The 18,682-nt window shown below is 46.6% G+C and carries 16 protein-coding genes; all 16 read left to right on the top strand.

Features of this window, described 5'->3' with window-relative positions:
• The first annotated feature begins 68 nt into the window (after positions 1–68).
• The 16 genes from GTH25_RS14955 to GTH25_RS14880 all read left to right on the top strand — a co-directional run bounded on the left by GTH25_RS14955 (position 69) and on the right by GTH25_RS14880 (position 18,678).
• A complete protein-coding gene (locus GTH25_RS14955; protein WP_000167275.1) occupies positions 69–212 on the top strand; it encodes a hypothetical protein in 144 nt (47 codons plus the stop codon).
• Between the two features lie 60 nt (positions 213–272).
• Positions 273–1,289, top strand: a complete 1,017-nt coding sequence (locus GTH25_RS14950; RefSeq protein ID WP_004249381.1) for a YqaJ viral recombinase family nuclease — start codon at positions 273–275, stop codon at positions 1,287–1,289.
• Between the two features lie 209 nt (positions 1,290–1,498).
• Positions 1,499–2,458: an AAA family ATPase gene (locus tag GTH25_RS14945; RefSeq protein WP_164530696.1), complete on the top strand. Its 960-nt coding sequence runs from the start codon at positions 1,499–1,501 to the stop codon at positions 2,456–2,458.
• Positions 2,458–3,225, top strand: coding sequence for a hypothetical protein (locus tag GTH25_RS14940; RefSeq protein WP_164530695.1), 768 nt, complete (start codon positions 2,458–2,460; stop codon positions 3,223–3,225). Before GTH25_RS14945 ends, GTH25_RS14940 begins: the two co-directional genes overlap by 1 nt.
• 98 nt (positions 3,226–3,323) lie before the next feature.
• Entirely contained in the window at positions 3,324–4,277 is a 954-nt protein-coding gene (locus tag GTH25_RS14935) for a DUF3150 domain-containing protein (RefSeq protein WP_000027441.1), read from the top strand.
• A 61-nt stretch (positions 4,278–4,338) separates the two neighbouring features.
• A complete protein-coding gene (locus GTH25_RS14930) occupies positions 4,339–4,779 on the top strand; it encodes a hypothetical protein (protein WP_164530694.1) in 441 nt (146 codons plus the stop codon).
• 69 nt (positions 4,780–4,848) lie between these two features.
• Positions 4,849–6,504, top strand: a complete 1,656-nt coding sequence (locus GTH25_RS14925; protein ID WP_049195483.1) for a VWA domain-containing protein — start codon at positions 4,849–4,851, stop codon at positions 6,502–6,504.
• A gap of 85 nt (positions 6,505–6,589) precedes the next feature.
• Positions 6,590–7,087, top strand: coding sequence for a RadC family protein (radC, locus tag GTH25_RS14920; protein WP_049195485.1), 498 nt, complete (start codon positions 6,590–6,592; stop codon positions 7,085–7,087).
• On the top strand, positions 7,087–7,428 hold the full coding sequence (locus GTH25_RS14915; RefSeq protein WP_049195487.1) for a hypothetical protein: 342 nt from the start codon (positions 7,087–7,089) through the stop codon (positions 7,426–7,428). Before radC ends, GTH25_RS14915 begins: the two co-directional genes overlap by 1 nt.
• Before the next feature lie 91 nt (positions 7,429–7,519).
• A complete protein-coding gene (locus GTH25_RS14910) occupies positions 7,520–8,593 on the top strand; it encodes a DUF7146 domain-containing protein (protein WP_049195488.1) in 1,074 nt (357 codons plus the stop codon).
• An 89-nt stretch (positions 8,594–8,682) separates the two neighbouring features.
• Positions 8,683–9,435, top strand: a complete 753-nt coding sequence (locus tag GTH25_RS14905) for a hypothetical protein (protein ID WP_024008817.1) — start codon at positions 8,683–8,685, stop codon at positions 9,433–9,435.
• A 19-nt stretch (positions 9,436–9,454) separates the two neighbouring features.
• Complete coding sequence (locus GTH25_RS14900) at positions 9,455–11,098, top strand: McrB family protein (protein ID WP_004249392.1); 1,644 nt, start codon at positions 9,455–9,457, stop codon at positions 11,096–11,098.
• Between the two features lie 3 nt (positions 11,099–11,101).
• Complete coding sequence (locus tag GTH25_RS14895) at positions 11,102–12,529, top strand: 5-methylcytosine restriction system specificity protein McrC (RefSeq protein ID WP_004249393.1); 1,428 nt, start codon at positions 11,102–11,104, stop codon at positions 12,527–12,529.
• 240 nt (positions 12,530–12,769) lie between these two features.
• Positions 12,770–13,714: a thioredoxin family protein gene (locus tag GTH25_RS14890; RefSeq protein WP_004249394.1), complete on the top strand. Its 945-nt coding sequence runs from the start codon at positions 12,770–12,772 to the stop codon at positions 13,712–13,714.
• A gap of 2 nt (positions 13,715–13,716) precedes the next feature.
• The gene (locus tag GTH25_RS14885; protein ID WP_164530693.1) at positions 13,717–15,105 is read left to right on the top strand and encodes a conjugal transfer protein TraH; all 1,389 of its coding nucleotides are present in this window, start codon (positions 13,717–13,719) and stop codon (positions 15,103–15,105) included.
• A gap of 3 nt (positions 15,106–15,108) precedes the next feature.
• Positions 15,109–18,678, top strand: a complete 3,570-nt coding sequence (locus tag GTH25_RS14880; RefSeq protein ID WP_049195491.1) for a conjugal transfer protein TraG N-terminal domain-containing protein — start codon at positions 15,109–15,111, stop codon at positions 18,676–18,678.
• Positions 18,679–18,682: the final 4 nt, after the last annotated feature.

Genomic DNA, 18,682 nt, shown 5'->3' with positions numbered 1-18,682 from the left:
TTACGAACCCTGGCGGGATTATTCTCCCGTCAGGGGGAAGGTCTCGTCTTTTTTTTTGGAGATCTTCCATGACTAAATCAGCCTCACTTTTTCGCTTGGTATTGGTTGTTGCCCTTGTCGTAGGTTCGATTCAAGCCGGTAAAGCGGCAATTGATTCGGTTCAAGCAAGTGTTGTTCAGCACCAAACAGCGTTAGCACAAGCTGCAAAGTAACCACTTAACCCTGAAGGGGAGTTCTCTCCTTCGGGGGAGTCTCCCCTCAAAGGAGGCAATATGAAGGTTATCGACCTATCACAGCGTACTCCTGCATGGCACCAGTGGCGCATTGCAGGGGTTACGGCATCTGAAGCCCCAATTATTATGGGGCGTTCACCCTACAAAACACCTTGGCGATTATGGGCAGAAAAAACCGGATTCGTATTACCGGAAGACCTGTCGAATAATCCTAATGTGCTTCGCGGTATTCGGTTGGAGCCTCAAGCAAGGCGAGCATTTGAGAATGCGCATAATGACTTTCTTCTGCCGTTATGTGCAGAAGCCGATCATAACGCAATCTTTCGAGCCAGCTTTGATGGCATCAACGATGCGGGCGAACCCGTTGAACTGAAATGTCCTTGCCAGTCAGTTTTTGAGGATGTGCAAGCTCACCGAGAACAAAGCGAGGCGTACCAGTTGTATTGGGTGCAAGTACAGCATCAAATACTGGTCGCCAATAGCACGCGTGGTTGGTTGGTATTCTATTTTGAGGATCAACTGATTGAGTTTGAAATACAACGAGACGCTGCGTTCTTAACTGAATTGCAAGAAACGGCGCTTCAGTTTTGGGAGTTAGTTCAAACTAAAAAAGAACCGTCAAAATGCCCTGAGCAAGATTGTTTTGTTCCCAAGGGTGAAGCCCAATACCGCTGGACATCGCTGTCTCGGCAGTATTGCTCAGCACATGCCGAAGTGGTTCGACTGGAAAATCACATTAAATCTTTGAAAGAGGAAATGCGAGAAGCTCAGTCGAAATTGGTCGCTATGATGGGTAACTACGCTCATGCCGACTATGCTGGGGTCAAACTCAGCCGCTACATGATGGCAGGTACGGTGGACTATAAGCAATTGGCCACCGATAAATTAGGCGAGCTGGATGAACAGGTTTTAGCCGCTTACCGAAAAGCGCCACAAGAGCGGTTGCGCATTAGCACCAATAAGCCAGAGCAGCCCGTTGAAACACCAATCAAAATCAGTCTTGAGCAAGAAAACTTGGTTCTGCCAGGTGACTCGCCGAGCTCATTTTACTTTTAACGTTCACTTGGAGCCGATTTCGGCTCCTTTCTCATGCGCTTATATCGAGTGCATCAGAAAGCAGTTTCACTCGTAGCCAATGCTGGGTACGAATGATAGAGCGAGCTGAACTCTTACATACACAGCCATACCACAATCAACACTCCACCCGACGGGGACTTCAGTCCCTGTTGGGGCATGGGGCCTCGTCAAAACAGATGAGGTTTACCATGACTGAACAATCCCCATTTTTGGTTCAAGTGAATCAAGCGTTTAATGTTCCGGCTCCTGATGCTTTCGTTCTGGAAGGATTTGGTGCCGACACTACCCATCCAAACATTCCCGTTCGCAAGGACGAGTATGTTTTTAGAAAAGAAGACTTACGTGACGTATTGGCGTTCTTGTCTAACCCCGACGGTGACGGTTTGTATATTACAGGCCCCACGGGATGCGGTAAGACCTCGCTAATTTGCCAAGTTGCTTCTCGATTGAATTGGCCTGTTCAGCAAATTACTGCACATGGTCGATTGGAGTTGTCCGATCTTATCGGTCACCACACGCTGGTTAATGGCAACATGACCTTTGTGTATGGACCGTTAGCACTGGCTGTAAAGCATGGCCATTTGCTGATCATTAATGAAATGGATCTTGCTGAGCCTGCTGAACTGGCTGGACTCAATGACATTTTGGAAGGTGCCCCGTTGGTCATCGCACAAAATGGCGGAGAGATCATCATGCCACATACCAAGTTTCGTTTTATCGCAACCGGCAACAGTGCGGGCAGCGGTGACCAAACGGGCTTGTATCAAGGTGTGCTCCAACAGAATTTGGCTTTTCTTGATCGCTTTAGAATCATCGAAGCGACCTATGCAGAGCCTTCTGTAGAGGAAGCCATTCTGGAGAACGTTGCGCCTGGCTTGCCAGAAGTCTTTCGCCAAAAAATGGTGAAAGTGGCTGGTGACATCCGTCGTCTTTTTATTGGGGGTACGGATAGCGGTGCAGAGCTTAGTATCACCATGTCCACTCGGACTTTGGTGCGCTGGGCAAAGTTAACACTTGCTTTTAAAGGCGCTCCTAACGCAGTGGAGTATGCACTGGTTCGGTCTTTGACGGCTCGTGCTGAGTTGGAGCAACGTGAAGCCATTCACCGTATTGCCGCTGATGTCTTCGGTGACCACTGGGAGGATTGATGATGGAAAAGTGCTTTGCTCTTTACCGTTACAGTCATTCTGATGGGACAGCCAAAGAATGGGCCATTTACGTTGGATCAGACACCCAGGAGATTGAAGTTCGGTTTGGAAAAGCTGGTCAATTGTCGCAGCAGCGATTGATTGATTCGACTGATCCTAACGCTGAAGCAGACCGACGAATTAATGAGAAAATCAACAAGGGTTATCGATTGGTTGGACAAGTCGGCATTGATCATCAAGGGCGGCCATTTGAACTCTCAAATGCGCTAGATAGCGTCGCGTGCGCCAATAACGTCAGTTGGGAGTTTCGTACTCGCAAGGACGTCAATGGCCAAATCTCGCTGGCGCAAAAAGCGTTGTTCGATATGGCAAAGCTGCTTGAAGCCTATGGCTTGGCTGTTATTGATGATAACCAGGTCAGGATTGGAGAATGGTCATTAGGGTTTTGCAAAAGCGGATTACCTAGTACCAATCAAATCAGCATGGTGTCAGGTGAAGGCGCTGGCATTGTTAACACGGATGATGGCCCGTGGCCATTGTTGCTGTTACTGGCCTTTAAGCGTCAATTACCACCACTGTGTTCGCTCACAGTAGCGAGTCCTGAAGGGATAGAAGTATCCGACCAACTGAAGTTGGAAAAAGATGTATTGCGGTTGCTAGGCAGTGATTTAGAGCGGGTTCGCCCGATTGCTGAAGCACTGGACTTAATGCCTGCGAAAATCGATCTCAACCAATCGTCGCCTGATTCGCAAAATTACTATTTCTGATAGTGATGTTGCCATTAGCGCGTCAACTACTACCACCCAAACGGGGGCCATTGCTCCTGCTGGGAGTGGTGCGTCCCCATCTCGCATGAGGATGCACTATGAGTATTCAAACCCTCGACAAACTTTTGATTTGTCACATCGACTGTTCCATCTGGAGCGGTAGAAAAAAACTAAGGCCTGAAGATTTCAGATTAGCCAATGGTAGTCAACTTCCACCGAAGGATGTTGCCAGCTTAGGGAGTAAAAAAATTTGCGACCCAGAGGCATTGGCGAACTTTGAAAGGCTTAAGAAAGAAGCGCAGCGCTTGTGTGAGCAAGTCGGTGTGCGGTTTTTAGGTGGCTATGCCGTCCCTGAAGACCGAATTGATCAGATTGTTCCAGAGCTTGACCGGATCGGTCAGGAGTTTGCGCAGTGCAAGCAGCTGTTCTTGGACAACTATGATCAGGTGACGTTTGACTGGGTTGCAAAACACCCGGAATTTGCAGATGCAATCCGGCGTGCGCTGTCACCCATCGAAGACGTGGAACAACGGCTTCAGTTCGATTATGCCATCTATCGAATGCAACCGGCTGAACAAGCTGGTGGCTTAGATGACAAGGTCAATGGCATGGGACACACCCTCTTTAGGGAGGTGGCTCGTGATGCTAATGAACTGTTTGAGCGTTCCGTTGCAGGAAAGAATCAAATCAGTCAGCGTGCCCTTAATCCTCTGAAGCGGTTAAGAGACAAGTTGGATGGTTTGTCATTCCTGGATCATCGAGTTCAGCCGATGGTTGAAGCGATGGACAATTTATTTGTTCGTCTGCCGAAGACTGGCCCTGTGACAGACAATCTCTATCACGAACTGATGGCGACCATTTTAATTTTGTCTGATCCAGACAAGATGAGAATGCACGGTGAAGGTCAATTGGATATCAGACAACTGATGCCCAAACCTGAACCTAAACCCGCACAGCCAGTATCTGCTCAGGCAGATAACTTACGTGCAATACCACAACCAACCGTCAGACCAAACCTTGGTTCGACTGTACCAAACTCATTTTATTTCTAACGTCCTTGAGGGCATGTTGCCCTGAAGGGCGCATGTCCTCTGAACTATGTAAGAGGAAATTATGCAATCAACCATCCATACCCCCAGCCAACTGAACCAGTTTGAAGCACATTTTCGTGGTGTGACTGATGCGGTTGAAAGTGAATCGATACCAGAAGTGGCGTGTTGTCGAACGTTAGTACAACGGTCGTACTCAACACATAGTGTCGTGATCCCCAAGAACCCTGTTTTGATCGCAGATGCGGACGCACAAGGAGCTTGGGTAACGGCCATGGTATTTGTTCCAAACATGGCATTGCAGCAAACCGCTTTTGAGCGGGCCTGGCTGCAATATCAACACGAGGTGTCTACTCAGTTACAAGACCAGTACGGTCTGACATTGGATGACATCCTGAGTTTAGACCAGCTTAAAACGTCATTTGAGCAGCACGAGAGTCCAGCTCAATTGGTGGCTTGGTTAGGTCAAAAATACGACCTGGATAAGCTAGAAGCACAGGTTTAAACAATCACATTCCCAGCGGGGAAACGCTCCCGCTGAGGGAGTATTCCCCCTAATGATTAGGAGACTCCCATGAATCATCCATTAAAAAATGCACTGCCAATCGTTGCCGCCGCTTATGGCGAAAAGTTTGGTGTGAAGGTGCTTATTCAAGGACAAGATGCGTTTACAGATGGTGAGCGGATTGTGATCCCAACAGCAAACCCAGACGACCCACACTATCAACAGATAGCTTGGGGTTATCTGGCTCATGAAGCGGCGCATATTCGGCATACCAATTTTGACATGGTGCAGAAGGCGTCGTCCAAGCCGATCCGTAAGGCACTTCTCAATATTATTGAGGATGTTCGCATTGAAAACGAATTGGCAAAGGATTACCCCGGAACCCGGCGCAGTATTTCGCAAGTGATTGAGTACATGGTGGACACTCAGCAAATGAGTGTACCTGAACAGCTTGAGCCTGCATCTAACTTGCAAGCCTGGTTGTTGTTCCGCTTGAGATGCCATTTTCTGGGCCAGAAAGCGCTGACGCCTTTGTATCAAGCAGTTGATGAAAGAGTAAGACAACTCTTTCCTACCGCAGCGATGAGCCGGTTAAGCGCCATGCTGACAGCAGTGCCTAGCCTGGTGTCTACAGGTGAAGTGCTAAAACTTGTCGATGCCATCGTTGCCATGTTGGAAGAAGAATCTCGTCCCCCTCAGGATGAGTCGGATGCTGATAGCGGTAATGACATTAGACAAGATGCGAGTAATGACAGCAATAGCAGTAGTGACAGTCAAACCCCGGAAACAGGTTCGTCTGCAACAGGGGATGCTGCTGAAACGGGTGATTCTGATAACTCTGATCAAGCTGACAATTTGCGACAAGCCTTAGAGGCCAGTGCCGCTCAGTTTGAACCCGATACCTTTGCACAAGTGGCAGAAGTGTTGTCGGAACAAGCTGAAGGACATCAGGGCGTCACTCCACTCAGTTTGCCCCAAGCAGAGCAGGCTATGTTGGGTGATGAGGCCATCTTGAGCTTATCGGCGTCTGAGTCCGCTCAAATTCGAGCCCGACTTAGGGGCATGGTTCAGTCCAGTCAGGACAATCGGAATCATGCCAAACAGCACGGTCTTCGAGTTGCAACACATCGTCTTGCCGCTTCACAAGCAGGTGAGTCGAGATTGTTTATTCAAAGGCAGCCCCGCATTGCGCCTAATGCTGCTGTGCACTTGCTTGTCGATATATCGGGCTCAATGGGTAAGCCCATTGGCGAAGGTAATCGCAAGTACTTTCATGTTGCCAATGAAGCCGCTTTGGCTTTGGCCATGGCACTGGAAGGCATACCGGGTGTTGTACCTGCGGTCAGTTATTTTCCTGGTATTCATCAGGAAGTTTCTATCGCGTTATTGCCCAAGCAATCGGTTCGACATCGGGCCGCCTGTTTTGACCAAAAACCACGAGGTTGTACGCCTATGGCACAAGCGATGTGGTTTGCGGCAAACAGTTTGTTAGCGCAAAAACAGAAGCGAAAGCTAATGATAGTGCTAACGGATGGTGACCCAGATGATTGGGCTGCCACGCATGACATTGTTGACCGATGCAGACGAAGTGGCTTTGAGCTGCTGGGAATAGGGATTCAAACACGCAGTGTTGAGAAATTCTTTCCTCAAAGCATCGTGATTAACGACGTCAAAGATCTGAAGCGTGAGTTATTCGAAGTAACACAACAACTGTTAATTCAGTAACCACATCAAATTTACCACCCTGCGGGGACGATTCCGTCCCCTTCAGGGCATGGGTTCGTCTCCGCTTTTTTTTGGGGAGACTCCTATGAAAAACAAAAAGTTCTTAGCTGGCGAAGAAGCCGGTACTTATATCGTTCCTGAGCAAGTGACTGAAGCGGATATCTTAGATATGGCGCTCAAGCTTGCCCGTGGTCGATTGAGTAAAGGTCGAAAAATTGAACAGCCATCGTCGGCGTTCTCATACCTGCAAACACTGATGCACGAGTATGAGCACGAAGTCTTTGGCGTGCTGTTTCTTGATACAAAGCATCGTGTCATTCGATTTGAAGAGCTGTTCAAAGGCACTTTAGATGCGGCGAGCGTGTATCCAAGGGAAGTAACAAAACGAGCGCTAGAACTTAATGCGGCAGCAGTGATACTGGTTCATAACCATCCATCGGGTGATCCTGAACCCAGTGAAGCTGATAAACGCATCACTCATCGACTCCGTGACGCCTTGTCACTTGTTGATATTCGAACGCTTGACCATGTCGTGGTCGCATACGAGGGCTGCGTTTCGCTTGCCGAACGCGGTTATCTTTAATGAATGGGCGCATTGCCCATTCACCTTCATCACAAAAGCAGTCCCATCAACACACGTTATCACAGCTCGAATTTATATTTGAGTTTGATGATGCCCCAGTCACTTGGTCTGACACGGAAATCTGGCAGTTACGCGAAGGCATTCTTTTGGATGCGATCCGTGTATTGCTGGACGGTCGTGTCAGTACTCGGTTGCGCAAGGATGTGTTGTCGTGGATTCAAAATGACGAATTAACGCCATTTTGCTTTCGTGTTTGCGCAATGGCTGCGGTTGTCGATCCTGATGTGCTTCGTGAGTCCATCATGTGGCTATTAAGACGACATGGTATCCAGCTTGACTAACGTTCCTGCATTAACCAAACGGCTCAATGCAGGACCCAAGCTGACTTTTACCACCAGTGGTAGGAGTCGGCTTTTTACTTAAGGAGGTTATATGGCGTTACCTTTACAAATTGAAACAGTAAGGCCATATCTTAATGGCCAATGGCTTCAAGTATTAGCGGCATTGGTGCCAGAACTTGATGCCGCCATTGCTCGAAAAGGCCGTCATGTGGCGTGTCCTGTTCATGGCGGTCGTGATGGCTTTAGGCTATTCAAAGATGCTGAATATACCGGAGGTGGCGTTTGTAACTCCTGCGGTATCTTTCATGATGGCTTTGAACTGTTGTCTTGGATTAATGGATGGAACTTTGCTCAGTCTATTGAAGCAATCGGCCAAGTTCTAGGTATTCAACCCGGACAAATACAAGTGCCTACTCGGCCAATACCGAGTAACGCTGTTGATTGGAAGGCTAGAAAGCAGGACGAGGACAAAGCGATTATCCATCGCTTGAATCAAACCTGGGGAGAAACGTTTTCTCTTGCAGATACTCGTGCGCAACCAGTTTGGAACTACTTGCATCGTCGTGGCATTGTGACGCGGCTTCGTCCTGAATGGGATTCGGTGCTGAGGTTTCATCCAAACTTGCCTTACCATGATGAAGATGGCCTGTTTATCGATAGCTACCCAGCGCTGCTAGGTAAAATCGTTACTCAGCAAGGGCGTTCGGCCACGTTTCATCGGATCTACCTAAGTGAAGATGGATTCAAAGCGCCGGTTGAAAAGCCTAAAAAGATGATGCCGATACCAAGTGACAGAACAATCACTGGTGGTGCCATTCCTATAGGTGAGCCTGGTGAAGTACTAGGTGTTTCTGAAGGTATAGAAACGGCTTTAGCGGTTACCAGAGCAACGGGGCAAACATGTTGGTCGGTTGTGAATGCAACGCTACTGGCTAGGTTTGAACCACCAAGTAATGTGAAAATGCTGTACATCTGGGCAGATCACGATCTCTCTGAGACCGGCCTGAATGCAGCGAATGAACTCAAGAAAAAAGCCTGGAAAAAAGGCATTCTGACACAAGTCTTGATCCCTCCTATACCAACGTCACTCGGCGTGAAAAGTTGGGATTGGAATGATGTGCTGAATGTTTACGGTGCCATGGGCTTTCCTAAAGTTCATATCTGATCCAAGGGGCTTCGGCCCCTTTTTTTGCGCCTTGCATATTTGAAAAAACATGGAGAATGAAAAATAGATAACCAATAGGAGAAATAAACATGATGGTATTAACCCTGTTAACAAAGCAGATTGATGGTGAGTTTAAGGTTTACTGGAAGACCGGACTTCGAAGAGGTGGTGAGCTAAAGGTCGATTTAGGTGAGCAATACGACAAGCTACCTGAGCAGCAAAAGCCAATTGCAGCTGAGCTTTATGCTATTCATCACCTACTGTCAGTGAAAGAGATGATGGGGAGTAACCGAAGCGGTAATGGGCTTCAAATCCGAGTCAGTAAAGGAGCTATCAAAAAGTTACAGAAACAACGCTCAACTCAGCATTCACTTTACAGCCTGACTAGGTTTTTGCTCACTCGATACCAGGAAGCACAGATCTCGGTAGAGAAGCGGGACGATTGGCTCTCACATTCCTTCGAAGAATACAGCGTCGATAATGCTACAGTGAGAGAAATCGATGAGGTCATCAACGTTCCGAATATTGGGCCTGTCGTGGTGACTCGTCACGCGCTAGAACGATTTGTGGAACGGCTTTCAGACGGCGTACCTAAGCATCCTTGGAAGGCTTTGACTTCAAGGTTATTTAGCTCATCATTGACAAAAGCAATTTTGCCTGAAAAGGTAGCTCTTCATAAGAACCAAAAATATAGTAACAAAGCTGATATTTGGCGGCACAGTAACAGTGATTTGCATTTTGTGGTCGTTCCGTCAGGAGCGATGAAGACTTTGGTTACTGTTTACAGGCTAAATGAGTCTCTCACAAAAGCGCAAAATGAATTCAAGATGTGTGTCCGATAATCCAGTAACAAGGGAATAAATGAAAAGTAGACTGAAAAACCTATATAAATATCTTATTGAGAACAGGAAGCATGAAGTCAATGGATGGCACAAAGCCTATCGTGACTTTTACAGTCAGGTCGCTCAAATCCGTGAGCGAATCACATCTGGAGAAGGCTTGTCTCAAAATGATGAAGCCTTTCTGAAGCAGTTACTCTATGAGAAGAGCAACGGTATCGCTTCTCGCGGACAGTCAGTGTTGAGCAATGACAACTTCCAGTCATTCATTAAAAACAAGAATTTCATATCCGCATTAGAAAAATTTATATTGATTCCAAACAGTGAAAACTTCACGATTTTTTCTGATTCGTGGTCTAACCAAGGTAAATCCAACAACCCTGTTCTCGTTAATCGAGTGGCAGCAGCTTGTACGCTCGAAGTCTCCACAACGGTTGATTCCGGTAAATTTAATCAGGTTTTTAGTTGGCTTATACGCGAAGGAATAATTCCAGCATACCCAGCAGAAGAAAATCAAAGTTGGTTTGCTAAAAACATTTTTCTATTAAAGAGCATCAAAAGCGAGTTTGATAATGAGCTTCGGGAAGGTAAAACTGATGAGTTTTATCTTAGTCAGTTTGTTTGGGTGCTTTACGAGAATTTGTCAAACCCATTCAGTTTAAAGAAGCAGATTGTTAAATACGGTGCGCCGGGGACAGGGAAAACTTATCAAGCTCGCCTGCAAACTTCGCTCTTGTTTGACATCTGGAAAGAGGAATTTGCTCCCTACAGCCGTCTCACACATGCAAGTCAGATTGAGTTGGTTCAATTTCATCCTTCTTTCAGTTATGAAGACTTTATGGAAGGGCTACGTCCTGTTTTGGACAGTGATGGGAACTCTCAATTAACGTTGCAAAATGGTGTTTTTAAAGAGTTTTGCCGAAGCGCTGGTAAGTGGGAAATCGATGTGTATGGGCTTGGACTTACTCAGAAGTGGGAGTCTCTTACTATCAAGGAACTTCTCCCGTTTAGAGAAAAGTTATCAGGCGAGCATTGGCAGGATATTTTCGAAATATCAGATATATCCAAGCTTGTATCGGAAGCAGTACCACCATTTTTCTTTATAATTGATGAGGTAAACCGAGCTGAGTTGTCTCGCGTTTTTGGTGAGTTAATGTACTGTCTGGAATACCGAGGCACTAGAGGTTGCGTTAAAACCCAATATTCCAATCTGAACAATGAACATACTGGTATGCTTAAGGACGCACAAGGGTATTTGTTCTTCATCCCAACAAACATCTATCTTATTGGAACGATGAACACGATAGACAGAAGTGTCGAAAGTTTTGACTTCGCTTTGCGTCGAAGATTCCGTTGGGAAGAAGTGGTGCCTGATATGGCGCTATTGAAATACCATTTGAACCAATTTTGCAAAGCTTGGCTGCCCTTGGTGGATAACCTTGAACGCTTGAATGAATTGATAGCTAAAGAACCTTTGCTTGGTAATGATTACCAAATTGGTCATGCCTATTTGATGGACTTGAAGTATGCAACCAGCCTTACAGTTTCGGAGGTACGAGAGCGTGTATGGGATGATTGTATTCGTCCGTTATTACAGGAGTATCTTCGTGGAACAGGTAAGGAGACTGAACTGATTAGCTCCTTCGGAAAGGCATTTGGGGTTTAAACTGTGTGGCTTTTCGATATCATTAAGAACGGCACACTGGTCGATAACCAGTCCTATTTTGTCAGCGAAGGCATTTTGACAAATAGACGTTTAGGAAAGTCGATAACCCTTAGTGCCAAATCAAAAGGACAATGGACCTATCCTCATAACGACGAGTCTGCAATTTGGCACTTTTTGAATTCGGTATCTCGTGATGTCGAAAAAACGCTGAATGATAATATTTCCGATGCTTTAATACTCTTCAATGATGAAGATTACGAACACAATACAGATGGCGGTTTCATCGGTGTCTCTGGTACGGATGCAAGAAATTTTAATCTCGACACGGGCAATCTAATCGGATTTGTTAAGCGAGGAGATTACTCTCTGAAGATCAGCTCACGTTTTGGTGATGCTTTCCTTCAATACATCATTGCAGATGCCGATGGATTTCTCGAATTAGAAAACATTGGAGGAGAAAGTCACGCAGACGGTTACGAGTGGCTTTTAGCATATCTATGGAACATTAAGTTTAAGAGAGCATACCGCCTGGGCTTGCCAAAGACTTATATTACAAGAAATGATCGTATTTCCCGCGTAAGGGGAACTATAAATGCTACAGATTATTTCCAGAATAAGTCATCTGGAAAATATTTATGCTCGTACCGAGAGCACAGCTACGACAGCCCTGCAACTTCACTTTTTATAAAAGCTTATGAAGCAGTCGCACATTACTCATTTTGTCACCAAACACGAAATATCTATAGTGCATTTCTGACTGCCAATCAGGGGATTAAAAGGTCACAGCAAGAAATTTTGAGGACTTCTCATTTCACCAACCCTTTCTACAATGATTATAACGTGCTCATTGACTTATCTAAGCAAGTCATTGACCGGAAGGGCTCTGATTTTGATTCGCAGCAGGATTCGAGTGCTTTCTTTTTCGATATTTCGATGTTGTTTGAATATTTCATTCGTAAGCTCATTAAGCGAGATGGGCTACGCCTGCTAGGTAAGTTCGAGCAACGTCAGCAAATAGCATCTGGTGCTCTCAGTGGTTATATGAGAAAACTTGAACCTGATCTTGTTATAGAAATCGATGAGAGTTTATTCGTATTTGATGTGAAGTATAAAGCATTTGATTCACAATTTGGGGTGAAGCGTGAAGATCTTTTTCAGCTACATACTTACATAGGGCAGTATGGAAATGTTGCCGCAATCAAGGGATGTGGATTTATTTACCCTATATCAGAAGAACGATGGGCTTCACTTAACCTTGAAAAAACACAGGGTGTGATTTCAGATATTATTCACCAGCAAGGACAAGAGATACCGTTCCATGTGCTTTTTCTAAAAATCCCTGAAGATACGTATATTGATTTTAATAGGAAAATGAAAGAGCAGTGCAGCATTTTTATTAATGCCCTTTATTCTAAGGTTTTTAATCGGTGACGTTTTTTTGTGGAGAAAGGCCATTGTTCAACGAAATGTCATTTTTTTGAAGTCGAGATTGTTTATTGAGTTGGGTATCAGTTTTATATCATAGGCATTATCGAGATAGTGACAAGTCAGCTGAGTTGGGTTGACAGTTCCCTATAGTCAGAAACACACACAATTCCTTCATCTATCTGGCCAATGGCACTGGCGGGGATCTTTAGCATGTTAGCTCTGTGAAATTTTCTGGAGCTGACAATGAGAACCCCTTTGTTACCTTGGTTCATCCTATGGGTGACCATCCCAATCATTATTTTCTTTCTATTCATCTTGCCCGCCCATGCTAGTGATGGGCAATTCTATCAGCGTGGCCAGGAAGGCTGGTTTTGGTATCAGGTCATTCCTGAGCCAGCGGAGGCTGAAGAGCTTATTAAGCCGGAATCTGGTGCGGCAGAGTCGATTCAGAGCGAGCTGAAGCCCTTCAGTGCTGCCTGGTTTCGTGAGCACATGCAGTCGTTCATGGACAAGGCAATTGATGAGCCTACGAATGAGAACGTCAGAGCCTATCTGTACCTCCAGCGCGTCATGATGGATAAGGGCTCACAGTTTGCTGATGTTAGTCAGCAGGTGGTCATGGGTGATCCAGTTTTGGATGAAATCAGTCGCAGACCCTTGGCGACCTATGCTGCCAATCGGATGGATCGAGAAGCTGGCGCTCAACGGGATGTTGCTTTAGGTGAGGTAGCAAAACGGGCTGGCTTGTTCTTCTTCTATCGTTCGGATTGCCCTTATTGCCACGCTCAAGCGCCTATCATCGAATCAATGGCTTTAAACTACGGTTTCGAGGTATTTGCTATTGCTGTCGATGGCTTGCCTTTACCGGGTGGAGAGTTTCCCAATTTCAAAGTCGATTCAGGACAAGCTCAATCATTGTCCGTTACGACTGTCCCTGCCGTGTTCTTAGTTGATCCACCTAATGTCATCACTCCCATTGGTCAGGGTGCAATGAGCCTTGATGAGCTCAATAATCGAATTATTCTCGCAGCCCATCAAGCCGGTTGGATTGACGATCAAACTTACTATGCCACCAGACCTGTTCAACCCGGCGTGTCACTCGCGATGTCAGCCCAAGAGCTTAACGAAAAGATATTACAGGACCCTGAGTTCCTTGTTCGCTATCTGCGTGCACAAGGAGGGTTATAACGATGAAAAAAGTAATCCGAGTATCGCTAATCGCCTGTGCGATTGGTTTTTCATCTATGAGCCAAGCAAGCTTGCAACAGGAGATGAACCAGTTGTTTGGTTCAATGACCAACACCACTGCGCCAGGTGTATTCGAGAGTCAGCGGCGTGGCGTTATATCTGGTGGAAGCGTTGTTGTCCGTAACAGAATCATGAACGAGAACCTCGTCTCTATGGTGTCTCCGTCATTCCAAGCCGGTTGTGGTGGCATTGATATGTTCGCGGGAAGTTTGTCATTTGTTAACGCGGATCAGTTTGTTCAATTACTTCGCTCTGTTGCTGCAAACGCCAAGGGGTACGCATTCCAATTGGCGCTCAGTGCTATGTGTGAGAAATGCTCCCAGCACATGGAGACACTGCAAAAGAAAATCCAGCAGTTGAACGAGTATTTTGGCAATTCCTGTCAAATGGCTCAGGGAGTCGTGAACGATACCCTGGCCGCTTTTGGTAAAAAGGGGCAAACAGAAGCCAGCATGTTGAGCTCACTTAAAGGGGCTGGAGACGTTTTTACCAGTTGGAGTGAGTCCAATGGTAAGAACCCATATGAGAATGCTTCGAGTGTCGCGGCATCTGATGTGAACAAAACGATTAAAGGCAACTTGGTTTGGCGAGCACTGAAACGTCACTCGGCATCAAGCTGGTTTGCATCTGGGGATGACCGTTTTCTTGAAGCGGTTATGTCCGTGACGGGCTCGATCATCGTTGGTGATCTAGCTAATGCGGCTGATGGTCAAGGTAAAGCCCCAAAACTGACCAGACTGAATGGCAATAAAGTGACTATTGAGCATCTAATTCATGGCGGTAACGTCGCTATGTACCGATGTGACACAGTGACACAAGACGGCTGTCTAAATCCGACAATCACTAACGTGACCCTAGCCGGGTTATCAACTCAGGTCGAAAATTTACTTCTTGGTACAGGTTCTAGTAACGGCATTATTTTTAAGTTTGCTCGAAATACTGGGGCAGCTAGCACCACCGAAAAGGCTTTTATGACCTCGGCTCCTGCAAGCATTGGCGGCATGATTCGAACACTTTCTGCATTAAATGAAGGGGCTGCTAGGTCGTTTGCTTCAAGAGCTGCGCCATTTATTGCTGTTGAGATGGCCCGAGCATTGGTTGAAGACATGCTCAATGCAGCTAGAAGTACCTCCGGTGTGGAAGATCATGCCTATGCGAAGTTATTAACGGAAGACCTTGAACGTGCACGTCGCCAAATCAATGAGGAGTACGCTGCGTTGCAGCGAAGATACGGCTCAGAGCAAGAGTTGCTGGCACATTTTAACCAGGTGATTCAGACCATTCGCAAACAGCGTTATTACACCGTTAAATCTACGGCACTGGGGGAATAGGTCATGTGGGAGATCTATTCCATCGGGGATTCGGCATTTTTAGAGCAGGTCCTGAACGCTGTCGCGATGATAACTGGTACAGGCGACTTTACTTCAATGGTTCGCATTGGCTTGCTCATTGGGGTATTGATGGTCTCTGTTCAGGCCTTAATGCAAGGCGGTCGTGGGATTAACTTTCAACACGTTTTAGTCTCATGGCTAGTCTTTGCAACCATGTTTGGACCCAGTACCCGAGTGAGCATTGAGGATGCGTACACGGGACAAGTTCGAGTGGTTGATAATGTGCCCATCGGTGTTGCTGCCGCAGGTAGTACGATTTCGACTGTTGGCTTTCAAATCACGCGATTGTTTGAAACGGCGTTCTCAACTCCCGCCATGACGGAATACGGCTTTGCATCCAGTTTACAGTCACTGATTAAAGTGAGAAAACAGGTGATGGATCGCTCTGGTTTGGGTGATGCAAATCGTGTCGCCGGTTCGGACATCGAGCAATCGTGGTTTAACTACATCAAAGAATGCACCTTGATTGGTATCGACATTGGCCAAAAGAATCTAGATCAGGTGCTGAGTGATCCTAACCCGATGACTGCGATTAGGTTTGATTCGCGCATTTATGGCACTCGAATCATGCTCAGTGGTAGCAGTAGCGATCTGGACTGCACCGACGCTTACAGCCAACTGAAACTCATGACAGAATCAACCTTCATTCCAAGGCTTAAACAGGTTCTGTCGGCCTCATTGGGGACTTCGTCAGCAACGGACACTGATGACGTGATCCGAAATGCACTGAATAATCTTGGTTTGGCTTCGGTTAACACCCAAGAGTACATGAGCGCGTCAGTGCTTTTGCCTATTTATGAGCAAAGCGTGACGGGCAAGTATATGGATGATCAAGCTTTCACCGCAGCCGTTATGGTTAACCAAGCGATTGAGCAGCGCAATACGCAATGGGCGGCGGAGCAGACCTTGTTCCAAAGTATCGTTCGTCCGATGATGACGTTTTTTGAGGGTTTCATTTACGCCATCACCCCATTGATGGCCTTTGTGATAGCCCTTGGCCAAATCGGGATGCGAATGGCCGGGAAGTACTTGTTAATCCTGCTTTGGATTCAACTTTGGATGCCTGTCATGGCCATCATTAACCTGTATATTCATTTAACCGTTGCAGGGAAAATGTCGGCTCTTGATGCCTTTGCAGGTACAGAAGTGCCATCTTTTGCTGGGATGATGCAGATGGATTCAGTGCTGCAAACCTGGATAGCTACTGGTGGCATGTTGGCGTCGAGTGTTCCGGCTATTTCGCTCATGCTCGTTTATGGCTCAGCAATAACCGCTACCCACTTGGCTGGGCGTCTTCAAAACGGTGATGCCATTGATGAAAAGCTGGCTAGTCCAGATGTCGCGAAAAATGCCCCGGTAATGCAATCACAGTCAATGTTCCAAAATTCAGCCCTTACGGGTTCTGCTATGACCGGCGCGTCAAACCTACTAAGCAGTTTCTCTGTCGGAAACGCAGTGGGGTCAATGGTCGGCTCTGCAAAAGAATCCATGACTCAGGCAACTCAAGCCTTTAGCCGTCAGGTTGGCAATACCATGAGTCGAACTTTTGGTGAAAAGCTAAGTTACGACAATCTATCTTCAGTTGGACGTCAAATCGGTTCTTCTAATTCCGCATCTAGCGCCGTTGTTAATCAGGTCACTGATGACCTTCAAACACGGTATGGTTTCGGAGACGATAAAAAAGACGCTGTACGTGGCTTGGTATCGGGCGTGCTATCGGGAGGCCTAAGGATCGGTGGCGATGGAACTATTACTAATCCCGGTGAGAAAGAAGTTGCTGATAAGGGCTTTCTTGGAAGGCTTCTTGGTACTGGCGGCAATGATTCTCCACAGGGCAACTTGCCAGGAGTCGATAAGCCAGACTCATCTCGTGTACCAAAACTATCAAGGGTACGAGCAGGCTTGGATTTAGGTGGTAACTTTAGTGGCCAAGTTGAGTCATCAGAGGGCAGTTCTCGATCTACGACCGCAAATACGCTCACTGGGGAGATGCAAAGCTTGGCATCAAGTGATTCACGACGTGCTGAGTTTCGCGATGCGATGGTTAAGGACCTTTCAGATTCAAGACGCTCTGGCGTTGAGATGTCGTTGTCTAATCAAGACTATCAGTCACTTCAGAGTTCAGCACAAGACGTTATCACGGCATCAAACCGCTTTAGTGAGCTTGATCAGGCCAGCTACAGTCTATCAGGACAAAGGAACACGGATGGTGCGACGTTAACTCGATTAGCAGCGGATAATCCTGAAGTCATGGATTATTTAGGTCGCTATATGAACCAGCATGTTGAAGCAGGTAACCGATTACGTGAAAACCTTCCAATGTATCAGCGCTTGCTACCTGATGATAATCAGGCGTATGTGGCCGCAGCTATGGAGTCTTTAACCTATAGCAACTCCTCGACGCCCGCTGAACGAGACAATGACTATCAAGCAGCAATGACTGTTATGGCCATGGCTACCGGAGCCGATTTACGATCTATTCAGCCACGCTCTAATGAAAGGTTGTCATCAACTGCACCTACTTTTGGTGGCACTCAAAGCCAAGTTGAATCCGGTGTTCTGGGAGGCTATGGGGATGCTGCAACAGTTCAAACGCAGTTCAATTCGGCTCAATCCGCTTACCAAACCAATCTTTCTGGTGTAGATGGACAGCTGAATGCGCATCAGCAACAAGCCCAGCAGGCCGTAGCTTCTGACACAAGTACCTATCAATCTGGACTAAACAGTGAAGCTGGCTCTCAGTGGCGATCTCGCATTATGGCTGATGATAGCGGAGTCTCTGGTGCTGAAATGTTCTTCAACAGCGCCAGTGCTATTGGTGATTTCAGTGGTAAGCATACTGATGCAGCACTGCATACCTTGAATCATTTTGGCGAAGACTATGAGAGTTACAAGGAGAAAGCCCTTGCAGAACCTGGCTCACGAGGTTTCTTGCACAATGCAACGGTGGCCAGCAAATCAACCTGGGATGGGTTAAAAGCAGCCGTTGATGCCGGAACCTCTTTGGAAAATCCTTTGACGGCGTTTAATGATGCATACAGTGGATCGAGTTCGCAGTATGCCTCCGAAGTTAACTGGGGCACTAAGTCTGAAGCCATGTTGGCTGGGGCATTCGGTGCGGCAGTTAACAATCGATACGGTGAGTTTTTAGAACAGTACGCCGATGATTTTAAACAGGAAGCATACAGCGAAGGGCAGAGAATGGGATTGACCCCGATTCAAAGTCAAGTGTTCGCTCAAGCTTTCAATGAAGGTTTGGCGGGGCGCGTATTCAACTCTGAAGACTCATCGAGTTGGTCGCCTGAAATGCTAGGTCTAAGGGAGCAAATGCTAAATGAGTATCGTCAAAAGGATGAGAGTGGCGCTTACATTTCTGACAGTGTGTCCGAAGAAGATAAAGCATTTGTGGATAAGCAGATAGCGGTGATCTCAAATGCATCGCTTGCGGGAGATTATGCTCAGAACAACTTGATCGATATTAGGGCTTATAACCAGGCATCAGGAAGGAACTGAAAAT

Source organism: Proteus terrae subsp. cibarius, from assembly GCF_011045835.1.
GTDB classification, from domain to species: Bacteria; Pseudomonadota; Gammaproteobacteria; order Enterobacterales; family Enterobacteriaceae; genus Proteus; species Proteus cibarius.
Note: the sequence above shows the minus strand (reverse complement) of the source record. Positions and strands in the feature narration are given on the sequence as shown.

Excerpts from the sequence above, each read along its gene's own strand:
- radC (WP_049195485.1), top strand. The coding sequence starts at position 6,590 with ATGAAAAACAAAAAGTTCTTAGCTGGCGAAGAAGCCGGTACTTATATC.
- GTH25_RS14955 (WP_000167275.1), top strand. The coding sequence starts at position 69 with ATGACTAAATCAGCCTCACTTTTTCGCTTGGTATTGGTTGTTGCCCTT.
- GTH25_RS14885 (WP_164530693.1), top strand. The coding sequence starts at position 13,717 with ATGAAAAAAGTAATCCGAGTATCGCTAATCGCCTGTGCGATTGGTTTT.
- GTH25_RS14905 (WP_024008817.1), top strand. The coding sequence starts at position 8,683 with ATGATGGTATTAACCCTGTTAACAAAGCAGATTGATGGTGAGTTTAAG.
- GTH25_RS14910 (WP_049195488.1), top strand. The coding sequence starts at position 7,520 with ATGGCGTTACCTTTACAAATTGAAACAGTAAGGCCATATCTTAATGGC.
- GTH25_RS14925 (WP_049195483.1), top strand. The coding sequence starts at position 4,849 with ATGAATCATCCATTAAAAAATGCACTGCCAATCGTTGCCGCCGCTTAT.
- GTH25_RS14890 (WP_004249394.1), top strand. The coding sequence starts at position 12,770 with ATGAGAACCCCTTTGTTACCTTGGTTCATCCTATGGGTGACCATCCCA.
- GTH25_RS14915 (WP_049195487.1), top strand. The coding sequence starts at position 7,087 with ATGAATGGGCGCATTGCCCATTCACCTTCATCACAAAAGCAGTCCCAT.
- GTH25_RS14930 (WP_164530694.1), top strand. The coding sequence starts at position 4,339 with ATGCAATCAACCATCCATACCCCCAGCCAACTGAACCAGTTTGAAGCA.
- GTH25_RS14950 (WP_004249381.1), top strand. The coding sequence starts at position 273 with ATGAAGGTTATCGACCTATCACAGCGTACTCCTGCATGGCACCAGTGG.
- GTH25_RS14945 (WP_164530696.1), top strand. The coding sequence starts at position 1,499 with ATGACTGAACAATCCCCATTTTTGGTTCAAGTGAATCAAGCGTTTAAT.
- GTH25_RS14880 (WP_049195491.1), top strand. The coding sequence starts at position 15,109 with ATGTGGGAGATCTATTCCATCGGGGATTCGGCATTTTTAGAGCAGGTC.
- GTH25_RS14900 (WP_004249392.1), top strand. The coding sequence starts at position 9,455 with ATGAAAAGTAGACTGAAAAACCTATATAAATATCTTATTGAGAACAGG.
- GTH25_RS14940 (WP_164530695.1), top strand. The coding sequence starts at position 2,458 with ATGATGGAAAAGTGCTTTGCTCTTTACCGTTACAGTCATTCTGATGGG.
- GTH25_RS14935 (WP_000027441.1), top strand. The coding sequence starts at position 3,324 with ATGAGTATTCAAACCCTCGACAAACTTTTGATTTGTCACATCGACTGT.